Raw genomic sequence first — 15,115 nt, forward strand, 5'->3', positions numbered from 1 at the left:
ACAACCGCGCGGGCACCCCTTCGGGTACGCCGCGCGGCGCGTGATTCCTATCGATGGCCGGGCTGGTGCCTAGCTCAGTTTCTTCGTTAGGAGCTGGTTGACGATAACCGGATTCGCCTTGCCCTGCGTGGCTTTCATCACCTGCCCGACGAAGAAGCCCATCAGGTTTGTCTTGCCGGCCCGGTAGCCTTCCACCTGCTTGGGGTTGGCCGCAATCAACTTGTCGATGATCGCCTCCAGCTCTCCCGTATCGGAAATCTGCTGCGGCTTCTCGCGCTCGTAGACCGCCGGGAAGTCCTCGCCGGTCTCGAAGCAGCGGTCCCAAAGTTCTTTCAGAATCTTGCTGCTGATGGTGCCGTCCTCGGCCAGGTCGGCCGACATGCGCGCTCCGGCCATGCTGATGGGCGAGGCGTCCAATTCCAGGTTGCGAGCCTTCAGGCGGCCCAGCAGTTCGCTGGTGACAAGGTTGGCCAGCCGCTTCGCGCTCTTCGCCTGGCGGGCCTCGGTCTCAAAGGCGTCGGCGCGGGCCTTGTCCACGGTGAGCGTGTAGGCGTCCAGCTCGCTCAGGCCGTACTCCTCAATCATGCGGGCGCGGCGCGCCTCGGGCAGCTCCGGCAGCCGCGAGCGGATCTCCGCTTGCCACTTCTCATCCACAACCAGCGGCAGCAGGTCCGGCTCGGGGAAGTAGCGGTAGTCGTGCGCCTTCTCCTTGGTGCGCATGGTGTAGGTGCGGCCTTCGCCGGGGTTGAACAGGCGGGTCTCCTGCACAATCTTCTCGCCGGCTTCGAGCGCCTCAATCTGCCGCTCAATCTCGTATTCCAGCGCCTGCTTCACAAAGCGGAAGGAGTTGACGTTCTTGATCTCGACCTTGGTGCCGAGCTCCTTCTGTCCCCGCGGACGCACGCTCACGTTGGCGTCGCAGCGCAGAGAGCCTTCCTCCATGTTGCAGTCGCTCACGCCGGTGTAAAGGATGATCTCCTTCAGCCGCGTCAGATACTCGTAAGCTTCGTCGGGCGTGCGCAGGTCGGGCTCGCTCACAATCTCGGTGAGCGGCACACCGGTGCGGTTCAAATCCACGGAAGTCTTATCGGCCGAGCCTTCGTGCATGCTCTTGCCCGCGTCTTCTTCAATGTGCAGGCGGGTGATGCCGATCTTCCGGCGGCCGCCATCGGCGGTGGGCACCTCAATCCAGCCGAACTCGGCCACCGGCTTGTCGAACTGCGAAATCTGGTAGCCCTTGGGCAGGTCGGGGTAGAAGTAGTTTTTGCGCGCGAAGATCGAGGTGTGGTTGATGCGGCAGTTCAGCGCCTGCGCCGCAAGCACGGCATACTCCACCACCTGGCGGTTGAGCACCGGCAGCGCGCCGGGCATGCCCAGGCATACCGGGCAGACGTGCGTGTTGGGCTCGCCGCCAAAGGCCGCCGAGCAGCCGCAGAACAGCTTGCTGCGCGTCAGCAGTTGCACGTGAACTTCAAGCCCGATGACGGGCTCGTACTTTGAAAGGGCCGCAGGCGTGGCGCTGGTCGTCATGCACAGATTATAGCGAGGTCGCCGCACGCGGGATGTGACAGGGCAGTGTGCCGTGAAACTTGGCGGCAGCACTCTTGCCGGAGCCGATGTGGCGGTGCCTCACCATGGCGCTGCGCTTCGAGTGCTTATTAACGCTTCTTCTCCACGAAGCGTCATCCTGAGCGAGGAGGCGCCAGACCTGCGCCTCCGAGTCGAAGGATCTGCTGTTCTCCCACAACCTCCGGCGAAAGCTCGCAGCGCCCCGTTCGTTTCTTAGTCCGAAGTGATTACGCAGGTACGTCTATCGACAGGCTCCTATCATTCGCAGGGGCTGAAGTCCTGTTTCGACGGCCTTTATGGCACGACTGAAGTCGTGCCCTGACACCTTCAAATTGTGCGCTTAGTCCATCGCGGCGCCGTTGGTCGGCTTGCTGAACGGAATGTCGAAGAACATGGTCTCATGGCCGGTCGCGTCGCGGAAGCCGTTGATGTAGAGGTGTCCCTGGCGCAGGTCCACCATGTCGTCGCCGAGCTGGAAGTAGACGAAGCCGGCGCGGGTGGCGTGCGGCTCCACGGCGCGCACGCGGAACAGCGACTGGTCAATCTCGTCCTGCATCTTCTCGCTGATGCCACCCTTGGCGCGGCGCGGCTTCGGAATCGGCAGCCCTTCGCCGATGTGCGGGCCTGCCGGGTTCTTGATCTTTGTGACTGCGCGGTACAGGTCGCCATCGCTCATGGCGTTGAATTTGCGGCGTCCGGGCAGCACGAGCTGGAAGGTGCCGTCGACGAGCGAGGCCGGCTGGTCGGCGTCATTGGTGATCACCACGAAGACGGGCACCACGCCGTGCTCGGCCCACCTGATGCTGAAGATGGAAGCCTTGTCCTTGGTGTCGTACGGGTCGGCCGCGGCCGTCAGCTTCTCCTGCGGATGGCTGTCATGCGCCGGATACGTGGCGGCGGGCTGCGCCTTCGGCATGGAGAACGTGACGGCAAACAACATGGCGCAAAGGGCGAGCGCAACGAGCGTTACGGCCAGGGGCTTACGCATGGCGAGATTATCCTTCCCGGGTTCAAATGCCGCAATACTCTGTCGCATGGCGGCCTGTACAATGTTCGGCAGTGTACGCACTTTACAACGCGCTGCTGATCCTGTTGCTGCTGGCCAGCCTGCCGTGGTGGCTGTTGCAGATGGCCCGCCAGGGCAAGTATCGCGCCGGCCTGCGTGAGCGGCTGGGCAACGTGCCCGAGCGGCTGCTGGCATCGGATTCGCGTGCCGTCATCTGGGTGCACGCGGTCAGCGTGGGCGAGGTGCTGGCGGTCAGCGCACTGCTGAACGAGCTGCGGCGCGACGGCACCATGCGCGTCGTGCTCTCCACTACTACTCTGACGGGCCAGCGTCTGGCGCGTGAGCGTTTCGGCGAGGAAAACGTCTTCTACTTCCCGCTCGATATGCGGGCTGCCATACGGCCCTACCTGCGCACCCTGCGTCCGCGGCTGGTGGTGCTGGCGGAGACCGAATTCTGGCCGAACTTCCTGCAGATGTCGCATGCCAGCGGCGCGCGCGTGGTGGTGGTGAACGCGCGCATCTCCGACCGTTCGCTGCCGCGCTACCACTACTTCCGTGCGCTGCTGAGCCGCGTGCTCTCCAATGTCGATCTGTTCCTGGCGCAGAGCGAGGAAGACGCGCGGCGGTTGAAGGAAATTGGCGCCGCGCCGGAGCGCGTGGAAGTCAGCGGAAATTTGAAGTTTGATGTGGCGCCGCCCAAGGCGATTGCGTTCGTGGATGAGTTGAAGGCCGCGCTGCGCGAGGAGCAGGCCGGGCCGGTGCTGGTGGCGGGCAGCACCGTGGAAGGCGAAGAGACGATGGTGCTGGCGGCCTTCCGCGAGCTGCTGGCCGAGCACCCGAACGCCCGTCTGATACTTGCGCCGCGCCATCGCGAGCGCTTTGAACCGGTGGCGTCGCTGGTGACCGAGAGCGGCATGCCGTTTGCCCTGCGCTCGGAGGCCAGCCTGCGCCACGGCGCCTGGCGCGTGCTACTGCTGAACACCATTGGCGAACTGGCCAGCACCTACTCGGTGGCCGACGTGGCGCTGGTGGGCGGCTCGCTTGTGCCGCGCGGCGGACACAACGTGCTGGAGCCAGCGTATTTCGCGGTTCCCATCGTGGTCGGCCCGCACACGGAGAATTTTCGCGACATCATGGCTCTCTTCCGCCGCGCCGGTGCCCTGCGTGAGGCCACGCCCGAGCAACTAACCGCAACCCTGCGCGAGCTGTTTGCCAGCGCGATGCTGCGTGGCGAGCTTGGCGCGCGCGCCCGCCGTGTGCTGGAGCAGCAACGCGGCGCCACCATCCGCACCCGCAACGCGCTGTTTGCGCGCCTGCACAAGCCGGAAGCACGATGAACCCGCTCTCCGCCATCTTCGGACTGGTGGTTGCCGCCCGGAACCGGGCTTATGACAGTGGCCGCCGCCACGTGGAGCAACTGGCCGGACCGGTGGTCAGCGTCGGCAACATCTCCGTGGGCGGCAGCGGCAAAACACCGTTTGTGATTGCGCTTGGCGAATGGCTGCACAACCACGCCATCGACTACGACATTCTTTCGCGCGGCTACGGACGCCGCACTCAGGGCGTGCTGCGCGTGGACCCCGAGGGCGACGCGCGTGACTTTGGCGATGAGCCGCTGATGCTGGCACGCCGGTTGAACGTTCCTGTGTGGGTGGGCGAGCGCCGCGCTGAAGCCGGACAGGCCGCCGAAGCCGCCTATGGTCCGCGTCTGCACCTGCTCGATGATGGCTTCCAGCATCGTGCGCTCGCCCGCCAGTTCGATGTTGTGCTGCTCTCGGGCGAAGACCTTGACGCCGGTTTGCTGCCCACGGGCCGCCTGCGCGAGCCGCTCTCATCACTGGCGCGCGCCTCAGCCATCGTCCTCGATGAGCAGACCAATGCACCCGCCGGCTTCGAGACAAAGGTGTGGCGCACGCGCCGCATGCTTCGTCTGCCGGACCGAATGCCGCAACATCCGCTGGTCTTTTGCGGCATCGCGCGGCCCGAGCGGTTCTTTACCCAGTTGCGCGAACTCGGGGTGCGCCCCGCGCGCGAAGTGCGCTTCCGCGATCACCACGCCTACACCGCTGCGGACCTGGCAAGGCTCCAGCGCATGGCCTTGGAGCACGACGCCGATGGCCTGCTGACGACCGAAAAAGATTGGGTAAAGCTGTTGCCGCTGGTTCGCGAGGGCGGGCCGAGAATCCAGGTGGCGCGGCTGGTGACCGAGGTGCTCCAGGCCGACAAGATATTTAGTGAAATGCGCGGCGTGCTTCGGGAACGCCTGCCGGGATGGAACCGCTGAGCGTGGAACGCGCTGCGGTCTTCGGCAACCTTCGCAAGTCGTGAGACAATTTCCTGTTGCGTGCCCGGCCCCGGCCGGACTGAGATAGAGGCTCTACGAATGAATCGTCAGGAAGAGAAGAAGAGACTTCGCAAGATTGTGGAGGCGTTTCCGAACGTCTCGGTGCTGGTGCTGGGAGACCTGGTTGCCGATCAGTTTGTCTCCGGTGAAATTTCGCGCGTTTCGCGCGAAGCCCCGGTGCTGATCCTCAAGCATCGCGAGTCGAAGATTGTGCCCGGCGGCGGCGGCAACGCCGTTATGAACCTGGCCGAGCTGAAGGTCAACGTAATGCCGGTGGGCATAGTCGGCGACGACCCGGCGGGCAAGAAGCTGCTGCAGCTCTTCAAGGAGCGCAAGATCCCCACCAGCGGCGTGGCCAAGCTGAAGAACTACCAGACCACGACCAAGACGCGCATTCTGGCCTATCAGCCGCACGCGGCACGCCAGCAGGTGGTGCGTGTGGACCGCGAGCCAGAACCGCTGCCGCAGAACAGCCCCGCGCTGCTTGAACTGGTGCGCTCGGCGCGCGAGTACGCTCCGGCGGCCGATGCCATGCTGGTCTCCGACTACGGCTACGGCTCCGCATCGCCGCGCCTGCTCAACGCCATCCGCGCCAAGGGTGCGCTCAATAGCACGCCGGTCACGCTCGACAGCCGCTACCGCATGACCGAATACCAGGGCGTCACGGCCGCCACGCCGAACATTGGCGAAGTGGAGACCGCCACTGGCACACGCATCACCAGCAACGTGGAACTTGTGCAGGCCGGGCAGCAGCTCATCAAGGAGATGCGGCTGGATTCGCTGGTGATCACCCGTGGCAGCGAAGGCATGGTCGCCTTCGAGGGCAAGAAGAAACCGCTGGAAATTCCGATCTTCGGCACCGATGAAGTCGCCGATGTGACCGGTGCGGGCGATACCGTCATCGCCACCTTCACCGCTGCGCTCGCCGCCGGGGCCGATACGGAATCCGCCGCGCTGCTGGCAAACTTTGCCGGGGGCATCGTCGTGATGAAGCGCGGCACCGCCACCGTCTCGCAGAAGGAATTGCTGGAGGCGATCGAGAGCTACTGATGAGTTTTGCTCCCTCGAACTCGAAGGTGCTCTCGCGCGAAGCCATGCGCGCGCAGGCCGAGGCGTGGCGCGCGGCGGGCGAGCCGATCACGCTCACCAATGGCTGCTTCGACCTGTTGCATGTCGGCCACGTCCGCTACTTGGAGGCTGCAAAAGCCTTGGGTGGCAAGCTGGTGGTGGCCGTCAATTCCGACGCCAGCGTGCGCCGGTTGAAGGGCGAAGGCCGTCCGGCAATGCCCGAGCAGGAGCGCGCCGAGTTGATTGCCGCGCTTGGCTGCGTCGATGCCGTGGTGGTCTTTGATGAGCCGAACGTGCGTCCGCTCATTGCCGAGCTGCGCCCCTCGGTGCAGGCCAAGGGCACCGACTACACTGCCGAGAGCGTGCCGGAGCGCGATGCCATGGCCGCCATCGGCGGCCGCGTCGCCATCGTCGGCGACCCCAAGGACCACTCCACGACGGATATGCTCAGTAAACTGGGACGCTAGATTTCGAGTGGAGATTCCGGCCGCAGCAACTACCATCAACAACATGCCCCCCCGTCCCCAACGCGTGCTCATCGTGCGCCTCGGCGCCATGGGTGACGTGCTCCATGGCCTGCCCGTGGCGCACCATCTGCGCCGCACGCTGCCGGGCTGTGAGCTTGGATGGCTGGTGGAGGAGCGCTGGGCGGAGATGCTTTGCGCGCCGGGCGAAGCACGCAACGGAGCGGTGAACAGTGCGCGTCCGCTGGTGGAGCGCGTGCACACCGTGAACACCCGCGCCTGGCGCAAGAGCCTGACCGCGCGCGAAACCCGCGAGGCCTTCTTCGCCGTCCTGCGCGAGCTTCGCTCCGCCCACTACGATCTTGTTCTCGACATTCAGGGCGCGTGGAAGTCGGCGATCTTTGCCCGCCTTGCCCGTGGCGGCCGCGTGGTCGGCTTTGCCGCGCCGCGCGAACGTGGCACCGAGTGGCTCTATCCCCAGCGCGTGCCTACGCACGCCGCACATGTCATTGGCATGAACCTTGAGTTGGCCACAGCCGTTACCGGAGTCGCTGCGGGCGAGCCGCAATCGACGCTGCCGGTCAGCCCTGAAGCCGAAGCCTGGGTGACCCAGCAGCTCGCCGCGCGCGGAATCGAGCGCTTTGCGCTGCTCACGCCCGGAGCCGGATGGGCGTCCAAACAGTGGCCAGCAAAGCACTTCGGCCAATTGGCGCGTGAGTTGGCTGCGCAAGGCCTTACGCCGCTGATAAACTTTGGTCCAGGGGAAGAATTGCTGGCCGGGCAAGTGATGGAGGCCAGCGGCGGCACGGCAAGCAGTATCGCCTGCACGCTTTCCCAATTGGTTGCGCTCACCCGGCGCGCACAACTGTTCGTTGGCGGAGACACCGGCCCCACGCACTTGGCGGCGGCGCTCGGCACCCGCGTGGTGGCCCTGTTCGGTCCCACTGATCCCGCCCGCAACGGACCGTGCTCGCCGCGTTCGCGCGTGCTGCGCAACCCAGGCAGCGTAACGAGCTACAGGCACGGAAGCACCCCGGACCCAGGGCTGGTGGCGATCACCCCCGCGGAGGTGCTGGCTGCCGCACAAAATTTGCTGGAGAGTTGATTGACGGAAAACGCAAATACCTTGAACTGGCGGCGAGTGGCGCGGCGTATCCGCGTGCCGCTCAGTTTTGCATTGACGGTGGTTTATTTCTATCTGGCGCGCCCCACGTGGTGCTCGCTGGCTGCCGGCGGCGTGCTGGCGGCGCTCGGCCTTGGCATCCGCGCACTGGCCAGCGGACACGTTCGCAAGGATAAGGAACTGGCCACCACCGGTCCCTATGCCTACACGCGCAATCCTCTCTACCTCGGTTCTACGGTCATCGCCCTCGGTTTTGCTGTCGCCGGGCGCAACCCCTGGGTGGGTGCGCTGCTCGTCGGGCTTTACCTTGTCATCTACATTCCGGTGATCCGCGGGGAAGAGCAGTACCTTGGTGAGCACTTTGCGGGCTATGCCGAGTACAAGTCGCGCGTTCCGCGTCTGCTGCCGCGCCTGTTTGCCGGGTCTGAGGGCCGCATGAGTTTTTCCGCCGAGCTTTACTGGCAGCATCGCGAATATCAGGCGCTGCTCGGTGCGTTGGCGCTGATGGCGGTGCTGGCGGCGAAGATGCTTTATTGGAGAGGGTTCTAATGCGGCGCGTACTGCTTTCGGTCCTGTTCTCGGTTCTCCTCGGTGCGTCCGCGTTTGCGCAGACAATGGACTCCATCGGCCCCGCCTCTCAGGTGCGGCCCGTGCCCGATAATTACCGCTATCCGGTGAATGAGACGCTGCACTATACCGCCGAATGGCGTCTGTGGCGCGCCGGAGAAGCCACGCTCAAGCTCGAACAGAGCGGCAGCGAAATGCACATCACCGGCACCGCCGATTCGGTCGGCGTGGTGGCCGCGCTCTTTCACGTCTACGACCGCTACGATTCGTTCTTCGACCGCCGCAGCTTCTGCTCCTCGCGCATCCTGAAGCACTCCGAGGAGGGTCTGCACAAGCGCGACACCACCGTGCGCTTTGAGGCCGGGCGCCGCAAGGCCGTGCTCGACGAGCGCAACCTTCGCAACGGCCAGACGAAGCACGAAGAGAACGAAATGCCCGGCTGTGTCACCGATGTGATGAGCGGCATCTACTACCTGCGCACCCTGCCGCTCACGCTCGGCTCCACTTACCGCTTCCCGCTCAACGACGGCGGCAAGACCGTGGATGTGGTGGCCAACGTGGAGGCGCGCGAAGACATCAAGACCGAAGCCGGTACCTTCCACACCGTACGCGTGCAGCCTTCGTCGGAGTCCGGCATGCTGAAGTCGCGCGGCAAGGTCTGGGTCTGGTACACCGACGACGCCGCGCACATCCCCGTGCAGATGCGTTCGCGCCTCTTCTGGGGCACGCTCACCATCCGCCTTACCCGCGTGGGACAGTAGCGCTGAAAGGTTTCGATAGGTTTCGAAAAGTGGCGTAAGGTTTCAACGTTCACTCGGAATGCAAAAGGGCGCTCGACCAGCGAGCGCCCTTTGCTTTTGCATTTCGAAACCTTCTGAAACCTACCGAAACATCTCGAAACCTTGGCCTTTCACTTTCCCCTCTGCATCTCGCGGTAGACCTCGCTTTTGCCCACGCCCATTTCCTTCGCCACGCGCTTCATGGCCTCGCGTTCGTCGCAGCCCTCGGCCATCAGCTCGCGTACGCGCTGCCGCACGGATTTCGGTGCCGCTTCGCTGGGTGCTTGCTCGTCGGCCTTGGCGATCATCAGCACGATCTCGCCGCGCACCTCGCCGCGCTGCTTCAGCTCGGCCAGAGCCTCGGCGGCCGTTGCGCGCAGAAACTCCTCGTGTAGCTTGGTCAGCTCGCGCGCGATCACCACGCGGCGGCCCGCGCCCATCACGTCCACAATGTCGGCAAGGGTCTCCACAACGCGGTGCGGAGCCTCGTAGAAGATCTGCGTGATGCTCGAATCCTTCAGGTCTTCGAGCGCCTTGCGTCGCTGCCCGGCCTTGGAGGGCAGAAAGCCCTGGAATTGGAAGCTGTCCGTGGGCAGCCCGCTGGCCACCAGCGCGGCGAGGAAGGCGCACGCGCCCGGCACCGGCACCACGGCAATGCCGCGCCCAATGGACTCCACCGCTAGCCGGTAGCCCGGGTCACTGATGCCCGGCATGCCCGCGTCGGTCACCACGGCGATGCTCTTGCCCGCCTCCAGCAACTCCACCAGTTCGGCGGCCTTCTCGCGCTCGTTGTGCTCGTGGTAGCTGGTGGTGCGCGTCTCAATCGAGTAGTGATTGAGCAGCTTCTGCGTCTGCCGCGTGTCCTCGCAGGCGATCAGGTCGCACTCCTTCAGCAGCCGCAGCGCGCGCAGCGTCATGTCTTCCAGGTTGCCGATCGGCGTGCCGACCAGGTAGAGCGTTCCGCGTTCCGTGGGCGTGGTCATGGCTTTTCACATCTTACCCTTGCCGGTGCAAACTGTTGCTTCTTAAGCAGAAACACCAGTGAAATTGACCCTTCGGTCCCATGCGCCTAGAATCAAAACATAGACTTTCCGAATCTAAAACGGTAGCAAACACCGTTACGGATGGGTGTTGGGAGAAACACGTGCCCCTGTACGAGTATCACTGCAAAGCATGCGATCATCGGTACGAACGCATTCAAAAATTTTCTGATCCCCTGGAAACCATTTGTCCGGGCTGCGGCAAGGAAGCCGTCGAGCAGGTCATTACCGCTCCGGCTGTGCAGTTCAAAGGCTCCGGCTGGTATGTGACCGACTACGCCAAGAAGAACAGCAGCACCGGCTCTTCGGCCCCGGCCACCAGCCAGATGGAGAGCGCCGTCGAGTCCAAGCCGGAAATTACTCCGGCTGCCGAGACCAAGTCCGAGGCAAAGCCCGCCGCGTCGAGCGAGAGCAAGCCTGCCTCGAAAGCCGCCGGCGCCTAAGCCGCACGGTTTATTCAGGAACCTGAAGGAGATACCGGCCCGCCATGCGCGGGCCGCTGTCGTTCCGGCGATTGGCCGTGTTGCCGGCAGACAACATCGCGCGTCTACGGCTGTTGTCGAATCACAAACACCCGCATATTTCCTGCCTCAAACCGCATTCTGCGTCTGAATCCAAATTAATCGTTACAACATCTATTGACCTGAGATTCTGAAAGGAAGTACCCCATGCTGACACTCAGGCCTTCGCAGGAACGCGGACACTTCAACCACGGTTGGCTGAACACCTACCACAGCTTTTCCTTCGCCGACTACTTCGATCCGGAACACGTGCACTTCCGCGCTCTGCGCGTGATCAACGAGGACTTTGTGGAGCCGGGGCAGGGCTTTGGCACTCACCCTCACCGCGACATGGAGATCGTTACCTACGTTCTCGACGGCGCGCTCGAGCACAAGGACTCGCTCGGCAACGGCTCCATCATCCGCCCCGGCGACGGTCAGCGCATGAGCGCCGGTACCGGCATCCTGCACAGCGAGTTCAACCCCTCGGACACCGAGCGGGTGCACCTGCTGCAGATCTGGATGCTGCCGACGAAGAAGGGCATCACGCCCGGCTACGAGCAGAAGGAGTTCACCGAGGACGCCAAGCGCGAGCGCTGGCAACTGCTGGCCTCGCCCGACGGTGCCGATGGCTCGGTGACCATCCACACCGATGTTCGCCTCTACGTCACCAAGCCGAAGGCGGGCGAGTCGCTCGACTTCACCTTGAGTGAAGGCCGCCACGCCTGGGTGCAGGTCGCGCGCGGTTCGGTCACCGTGAACGGCATGGTGCTCGGGCAGGGCGACGGTCTTGCCGCCAGCAACGAGCCCAACCTGACACTCACCGCCAGCGAAGACGCGGAGATACTGCTCTTCGACCTGGCGTAAGCAGGAAGTACGAAGTCACGAAAGTACGAAGTGACGCATCGTTGCCGTGCCCCACTTCTGCCTGTGGTTGGCAGAAGTGGGTGTTTCGGATTCAGTAGGAGGATGAAGCTCGGTGTATCCTCCGTGGCGTCGTAGAAGACGGGGCTTCCGCCCCCGAGGTGCAACGTCCTCGAACTTGACCACCGCCGAAGCAACACACGCGAGCGCCCAGCCGGAGTGATGGCGCTTGCGTTCCTGTTTGCCATTGCTGCGCTGCTGCTTGCCGTTTACGCGGTGGCCGTTGCCAGGGGCAGCATCAGCTTTATGCACGCCGCGTGGCTCATGGGGCAGGGAGCGGCCCGCATGGGCCCCGCCGCAATCGGCATCGCCGCCGCGCTCTACGCCCTCACCGCCATCGGTCTCCATCGCCTCAACCGCTTCGCGCGCTGGTCGGCCATCGTGTTCCTCGGCTATGGCCTTCTCGAAGCTGCGCCCTCACTGGCCTCGGCGCTGACCACCTTCGTCCCCACGCAACTCGCGCTCGCCGCCGCAAACGTCCTTCTCCGAACCATCGCACTCTGGTACCTCTTCCAGCCACCCGTCCGGGAAGCGCTCGAGTAGCTGGCGAGCTGGAGCCGTAGTATCCTTGCCGCCTATGAGATGGCCGCCACAACTCAGATACACTCTGCTGGCCTGGGCGCTTCTGCTGTTTGCCGCGAGCCTCGTGTTGCCGAACCTGAGCATTCAGACTCGGCAGCAGCATAATGTCAGACTTGTGACCCTGACTTTCTGGCTGCTTCTCACAGCAGGTACATTCATAGCTGTGCCGCGCTACTTGCTGGCCGTCTGGCGCAAGGCGCGGTTCGTGGAAAACCGCAAGGTCTATACCTGCTGGATCACGCTGGAGAGCTTCGGCGCCGTCCTGATGTTGGCTTCGCTTGCGTATACGACAGTCACTTTCTCCACGTCGGTCCTTCGGTAAGCAGCGAAGCCTGAAATGAAAAAGGCCGCGAGCACGATGCCCGCGGCCTGTGGCTCACAGGGAGCCTCACATGGGTCCGTTTACTTTACCGCTGCCGGTTGCGGCTCGGCCACACGTTTTACCGTGAAGCTCAATGCCTCGCCTGCGGCGTCCACCACCACATGGTCGCCGTACATCACCTCGCCGTCGAGAATCTTCATCGCCAGCGGATCCTGGATCAGCCTCTGGATGGCCCTCTTCAGCGGACGTGCGCCGTACTGCGGATCGTAGCCCGCGCTAAACAGCACCTGCTGCGCCGCGTCGGTCAACTCCAGCGTGACCTTGCGGGCTTCCAGCAGCTTGCGCAGGTCGGCCAGCCGCAGCTCCACAATCTTCGCCAACTGCTCCTTGCCCAGCGGGTTGAAGATGACGATGTCATCCACGCGGTTCAGGAACTCCGGCTTGAAGTGGCTGCGTAGCGCGGTCATCACCTGCTCGCTGGCGCGCGCAAAGCGGTCGCCAGTCGAAAGGTCTCCGGTCAGCGAGAGCGCGCCAATGTTGCTGGTCATGATGATGATGGTGTTCTTGAAGTCCACTACGCGGCCCTTGCTGTCGGTCAGCCGCCCATCGTCCATGATCTGCAGAAAGACGTTGAAGACGTCCGGGTGGGCTTTCTCAATCTCATCGAACAGCACCACCGAGTACGGGCGACGGCGCACGGCCTCCGTAAGCTGGCCGCCCTCGTCGTAGCCGATGTATCCCGGAGGCGCGCCGATCAGCCGCGAGACCGAGTGCTTCTCCATGTATTCACTCATGTCGATACGCACCATGGCCTTCTCATCGTCGAAGAGGAACTCGGCCAGCGCGCGCGCCATCTCGGTTTTGCCCACGCCCGTCGGGCCCAGGAAGATGAAGCTGCCAATCGGCCTGCGCGGGTCGCTCAAGCCTGCACGCGAGCGCCGTATGGCGTTCGAGACCTTCTCGAGCGCAAGCTCCTGCCCGATCACCCTCTGGCGCAAACGCGCTTCCATCTCCACCAGCTTGCGGACCTCGCCCTCCAGCATCTTGCTTACCGGAATGCCGGTCCACTTGCTGATGATCTTTGCCACGTCCTCCTCGTCCACCTGCTCCTTTAGCATGCGCTCGGTGCCGGTGCCGCTTTCAGCCTGCGCCGTCTGCCGCGCCAGCTCCTGCTCCGCCTGCCGAAGTTCTCCGTAGCGTATGGCGGCCACGCGCGCCAAGTCTCCCTTGCGCTCGGCCTGCTGCTCCTCCAGCTTCAACTGCTCAATGCGGTCCTTCAGTTTGGCAATGCCGCCAATCGAGTCCTTCTCCTGCTTCCAGCGCGCCTTCAAGGCGTTGGACTGCTCGCGCAATTCGGCCAGTTCCTTCTCAATGACCGCCAGCCGTTCACGCGAATTCGGATCGTCTTCCTTCTTCAGTGCCTGCCGCTCAATCTCAAGGTTGGTCGCCTTGCGCTCAAGCTGGTCGATCTCGGTCGGCATGGAATCGATCTGGATGCGCAGCGAAGCCGCCGCCTCATCGATCAGGTCAATGGCCTTGTCAGGCAGGAAGCGGTCGCTGATGTAGCGATTGGAGAGCGTTGCGGCCGCCACAATCGCCGAATCCTTGATGCGAACGTGATGATGCTGCTCGTAGCGCTCCTTCAGTCCGCGCAGAATGGCGATCGTGTCCTCCACGTTCGGCTCGCCCACGTAGACAATCTGGAAGCGCCGTTCCAGTGCCGCATCCTTCTCAATGTATTTGCGGTACTCATTGAGCGTGGTGGCGCCGATGGCGCGCAACTCGCCGCGGGCCAGCGCCGGCTTCAGCATGTTGCTGGCGTCAATGGCGCCCTCGGCGGCACCGGCACCCACCAGCGTGTGCAGCTCGTCGATGAACAGGATGATGCGGCCTTCGCTCTCCTCAATCTCCTTGAGCACGGCCTTCAAGCGGTCTTCGAACTCGCCACGGTACTTTGCTCCGGCCAGCATGGAGCCGAGGTCGAGCGAGACCAGCCGCTTGTTCTTCAACTGCTCAGGCACGTCGCCGTTGATGATGCGCTGCGCCAGTCCTTCGACGATTGCAGTCTTGCCCACGCCTGGCTCGCCAATCAGCACCGGGTTGTTCTTGGTGCGGCGCGAGAGCACCTGAATGGTGCGGCGGATCTCGTCGTCACGGCCGATTACCGGGTCGAGCTTGCCCTTGCGCGCCAGCTCGGTCAGGTCCTTGGCATAACGCTCCAGCGCCTGGTACTTCGCTTCCGGGTTCTGGTCGGTGACGGTCTGGCTGCCGCGCACGGCCATCAATGCTTTCAAGATGGCGTCCTGCGTGGCGCCCAGCGAGGCCAGAAGGGCCTGAGCGGCGTCGCGCTTGAGGCCGGCAATGGCCAGTAGCAGGTGCTCGGTCGAAACGTATTCGTCCTTGAAATTGTCCGCCTGCTTGAAGGCCTGCTCCAGCATGTCGGTCGCGGTCTCGCTCAGCGAGGCCTGCGCCGCCCGGCTGGCGAGCTTGGGCAGGGCCTCCATGGCGCGCGAGGCCTGCTGCTGCACGGCCGCGGCCTGCACGCCAAGGCGCGAGAGCAGCGGCGGCACAATGCCTTCGCGGTCTTCCACCAGCGCGGCCAGCACGTGCACCGGCATAATCTCCGGATTGCCGTGCTCGCTGGCCAGGTCATTGGCGCGCTGCATCGCCTCCTGTGCCTTCACCGTCAGTTTGTCCCAGCGTATCGCCATAAAGTGCTCTCCTCGTCGTTGGCTCCGGCTGTGCGCGGAGTCTACTGCTTGTCCTGCTCATTGCCTCAAAAATCGGTTGCTGAAAAACGGGGGAGACCCGGAACGGTCTCCCCTCA

At 63.9% G+C, this 15,115-nt stretch carries 15 protein-coding genes; 11 read left to right on the plus strand and 4 right to left on the minus strand.

Going from position 1 to position 15,115, the window contains the following annotated elements:
• Positions 1–69: 69 nt before the first annotated feature.
• Both gatB and AC6IZO_RS14615 read right to left on the minus strand, forming a co-directional pair.
• Positions 70–1,530 carry an Asp-tRNA(Asn)/Glu-tRNA(Gln) amidotransferase subunit GatB gene (gene gatB, locus AC6IZO_RS14610; protein ID WP_497805909.1) on the minus strand — a complete coding sequence of 487 codons (1,461 nt, stop codon included), beginning with the start codon at positions 1,528–1,530 and terminating at the stop codon, positions 70–72.
• Positions 1,531–1,909: 379 nt separating this feature from the next.
• Positions 1,910–2,557 (minus strand): hypothetical protein, encoded by a 648-nt coding sequence (locus AC6IZO_RS14615; protein ID WP_497805911.1) that lies wholly within the window; start codon positions 2,555–2,557, stop codon positions 1,910–1,912.
• A 71-nt stretch (positions 2,558–2,628) separates the two neighbouring features.
• Between AC6IZO_RS14615 and AC6IZO_RS14620 the strand changes: the two genes are divergently transcribed.
• The 7 genes from AC6IZO_RS14620 to AC6IZO_RS14650 all read left to right on the plus strand — a co-directional run bounded on the left by AC6IZO_RS14620 (position 2,629) and on the right by AC6IZO_RS14650 (position 8,902).
• Positions 2,629–3,912 carry a 3-deoxy-D-manno-octulosonic acid transferase gene (locus AC6IZO_RS14620; protein ID WP_497805913.1) on the plus strand — a complete coding sequence of 428 codons (1,284 nt, stop codon included), beginning with the start codon at positions 2,629–2,631 and terminating at the stop codon, positions 3,910–3,912.
• A complete protein-coding gene (gene lpxK, locus AC6IZO_RS14625) occupies positions 3,909–4,859 on the plus strand; it encodes a tetraacyldisaccharide 4'-kinase (RefSeq protein WP_497805915.1) in 951 nt (316 codons plus the stop codon). Before AC6IZO_RS14620 ends, lpxK begins: the two co-directional genes overlap by 4 nt.
• Before the next feature lie 99 nt (positions 4,860–4,958).
• The gene (locus tag AC6IZO_RS14630) at positions 4,959–5,969 is read left to right on the plus strand and encodes a bifunctional heptose 7-phosphate kinase/heptose 1-phosphate adenyltransferase (RefSeq protein ID WP_497805917.1); all 1,011 of its coding nucleotides are present in this window, start codon (positions 4,959–4,961) and stop codon (positions 5,967–5,969) included.
• Complete coding sequence (locus AC6IZO_RS14635) at positions 5,969–6,454, plus strand: adenylyltransferase/cytidyltransferase family protein (RefSeq protein WP_497805919.1); 486 nt, start codon at positions 5,969–5,971, stop codon at positions 6,452–6,454. Before AC6IZO_RS14630 ends, AC6IZO_RS14635 begins: the two co-directional genes overlap by 1 nt.
• Positions 6,455–6,497: 43 nt before the next feature.
• Entirely contained in the window at positions 6,498–7,556 is a 1,059-nt protein-coding gene (locus AC6IZO_RS14640) for a glycosyltransferase family 9 protein (protein ID WP_497805921.1), read from the plus strand.
• Positions 7,557–8,123: a methyltransferase family protein gene (locus AC6IZO_RS14645; RefSeq protein WP_497805923.1), complete on the plus strand. Its 567-nt coding sequence runs from the start codon at positions 7,557–7,559 to the stop codon at positions 8,121–8,123.
• A complete protein-coding gene (locus AC6IZO_RS14650; RefSeq protein WP_497805925.1) occupies positions 8,123–8,902 on the plus strand; it encodes a DUF3108 domain-containing protein in 780 nt (259 codons plus the stop codon). The genes AC6IZO_RS14645 and AC6IZO_RS14650 overlap by 1 nt, the downstream gene beginning before the upstream one ends.
• Positions 8,903–9,051: 149 nt before the next feature.
• Here the strand turns inward: AC6IZO_RS14650 and rsmI are convergent, their stop codons facing one another.
• Positions 9,052–9,903 carry a 16S rRNA (cytidine(1402)-2'-O)-methyltransferase gene (rsmI, locus tag AC6IZO_RS14655; protein ID WP_497805927.1) on the minus strand — a complete coding sequence of 284 codons (852 nt, stop codon included), beginning with the start codon at positions 9,901–9,903 and terminating at the stop codon, positions 9,052–9,054.
• Positions 9,904–10,064: 161 nt separating this feature from the next.
• Between rsmI and AC6IZO_RS14660 the strand changes: the two genes are divergently transcribed.
• The 4 genes from AC6IZO_RS14660 to AC6IZO_RS14675 all read left to right on the plus strand — a co-directional run bounded on the left by AC6IZO_RS14660 (position 10,065) and on the right by AC6IZO_RS14675 (position 12,288).
• Positions 10,065–10,403, plus strand: coding sequence for an FmdB family zinc ribbon protein (locus tag AC6IZO_RS14660; protein WP_497805929.1), 339 nt, complete (start codon positions 10,065–10,067; stop codon positions 10,401–10,403).
• A gap of 225 nt (positions 10,404–10,628) precedes the next feature.
• Complete coding sequence (locus AC6IZO_RS14665; protein WP_497805931.1) at positions 10,629–11,327, plus strand: pirin family protein; 699 nt, start codon at positions 10,629–10,631, stop codon at positions 11,325–11,327.
• A gap of 219 nt (positions 11,328–11,546) precedes the next feature.
• Positions 11,547–11,927: a hypothetical protein gene (locus tag AC6IZO_RS14670; protein ID WP_497805933.1), complete on the plus strand. Its 381-nt coding sequence runs from the start codon at positions 11,547–11,549 to the stop codon at positions 11,925–11,927.
• Positions 11,928–12,081: 154 nt separating this feature from the next.
• Positions 12,082–12,288: a hypothetical protein gene (locus AC6IZO_RS14675; protein WP_497805935.1), complete on the plus strand. Its 207-nt coding sequence runs from the start codon at positions 12,082–12,084 to the stop codon at positions 12,286–12,288.
• An 80-nt stretch (positions 12,289–12,368) separates the two neighbouring features.
• Here AC6IZO_RS14675 and clpB read toward each other — a convergent pair whose 3' ends face one another.
• Entirely contained in the window at positions 12,369–14,999 is a 2,631-nt protein-coding gene (gene clpB / locus AC6IZO_RS14680) for an ATP-dependent chaperone ClpB (RefSeq protein WP_497805937.1), read from the minus strand.
• Positions 15,000–15,115 lie beyond the last annotated feature (116 nt).

This window comes from Oryzophilus luti (assembly GCF_059726245.1).

What these genes read in the sequence shown, in the direction of transcription:
- gatB (WP_497805909.1), bottom strand. Translation starts at nt 1,530, where the DNA reads ATGACGACCAGCGCCACGCCTGCGGCCCTTTCAAAGTACGAGCCCGTC.
- AC6IZO_RS14615 (WP_497805911.1), bottom strand. Translation starts at nt 2,557, where the DNA reads ATGCGTAAGCCCCTGGCCGTAACGCTCGTTGCGCTCGCCCTTTGCGCC.
- lpxK (WP_497805915.1), top strand. Translation starts at nt 3,909, where the DNA reads ATGAACCCGCTCTCCGCCATCTTCGGACTGGTGGTTGCCGCCCGGAAC.
- AC6IZO_RS14630 (WP_497805917.1), top strand. Translation starts at nt 4,959, where the DNA reads ATGAATCGTCAGGAAGAGAAGAAGAGACTTCGCAAGATTGTGGAGGCG.
- AC6IZO_RS14635 (WP_497805919.1), top strand. Translation starts at nt 5,969, where the DNA reads ATGAGTTTTGCTCCCTCGAACTCGAAGGTGCTCTCGCGCGAAGCCATG.
- AC6IZO_RS14640 (WP_497805921.1), top strand. Translation starts at nt 6,498, where the DNA reads ATGCCCCCCCGTCCCCAACGCGTGCTCATCGTGCGCCTCGGCGCCATG.
- AC6IZO_RS14650 (WP_497805925.1), top strand. Translation starts at nt 8,123, where the DNA reads ATGCGGCGCGTACTGCTTTCGGTCCTGTTCTCGGTTCTCCTCGGTGCG.
- rsmI (WP_497805927.1), bottom strand. Translation starts at nt 9,903, where the DNA reads ATGACCACGCCCACGGAACGCGGAACGCTCTACCTGGTCGGCACGCCG.
- AC6IZO_RS14665 (WP_497805931.1), top strand. Translation starts at nt 10,629, where the DNA reads ATGCTGACACTCAGGCCTTCGCAGGAACGCGGACACTTCAACCACGGT.
- AC6IZO_RS14670 (WP_497805933.1), top strand. Translation starts at nt 11,547, where the DNA reads ATGGCGCTTGCGTTCCTGTTTGCCATTGCTGCGCTGCTGCTTGCCGTT.
- clpB (WP_497805937.1), bottom strand. Translation starts at nt 14,999, where the DNA reads ATGGCGATACGCTGGGACAAACTGACGGTGAAGGCACAGGAGGCGATG.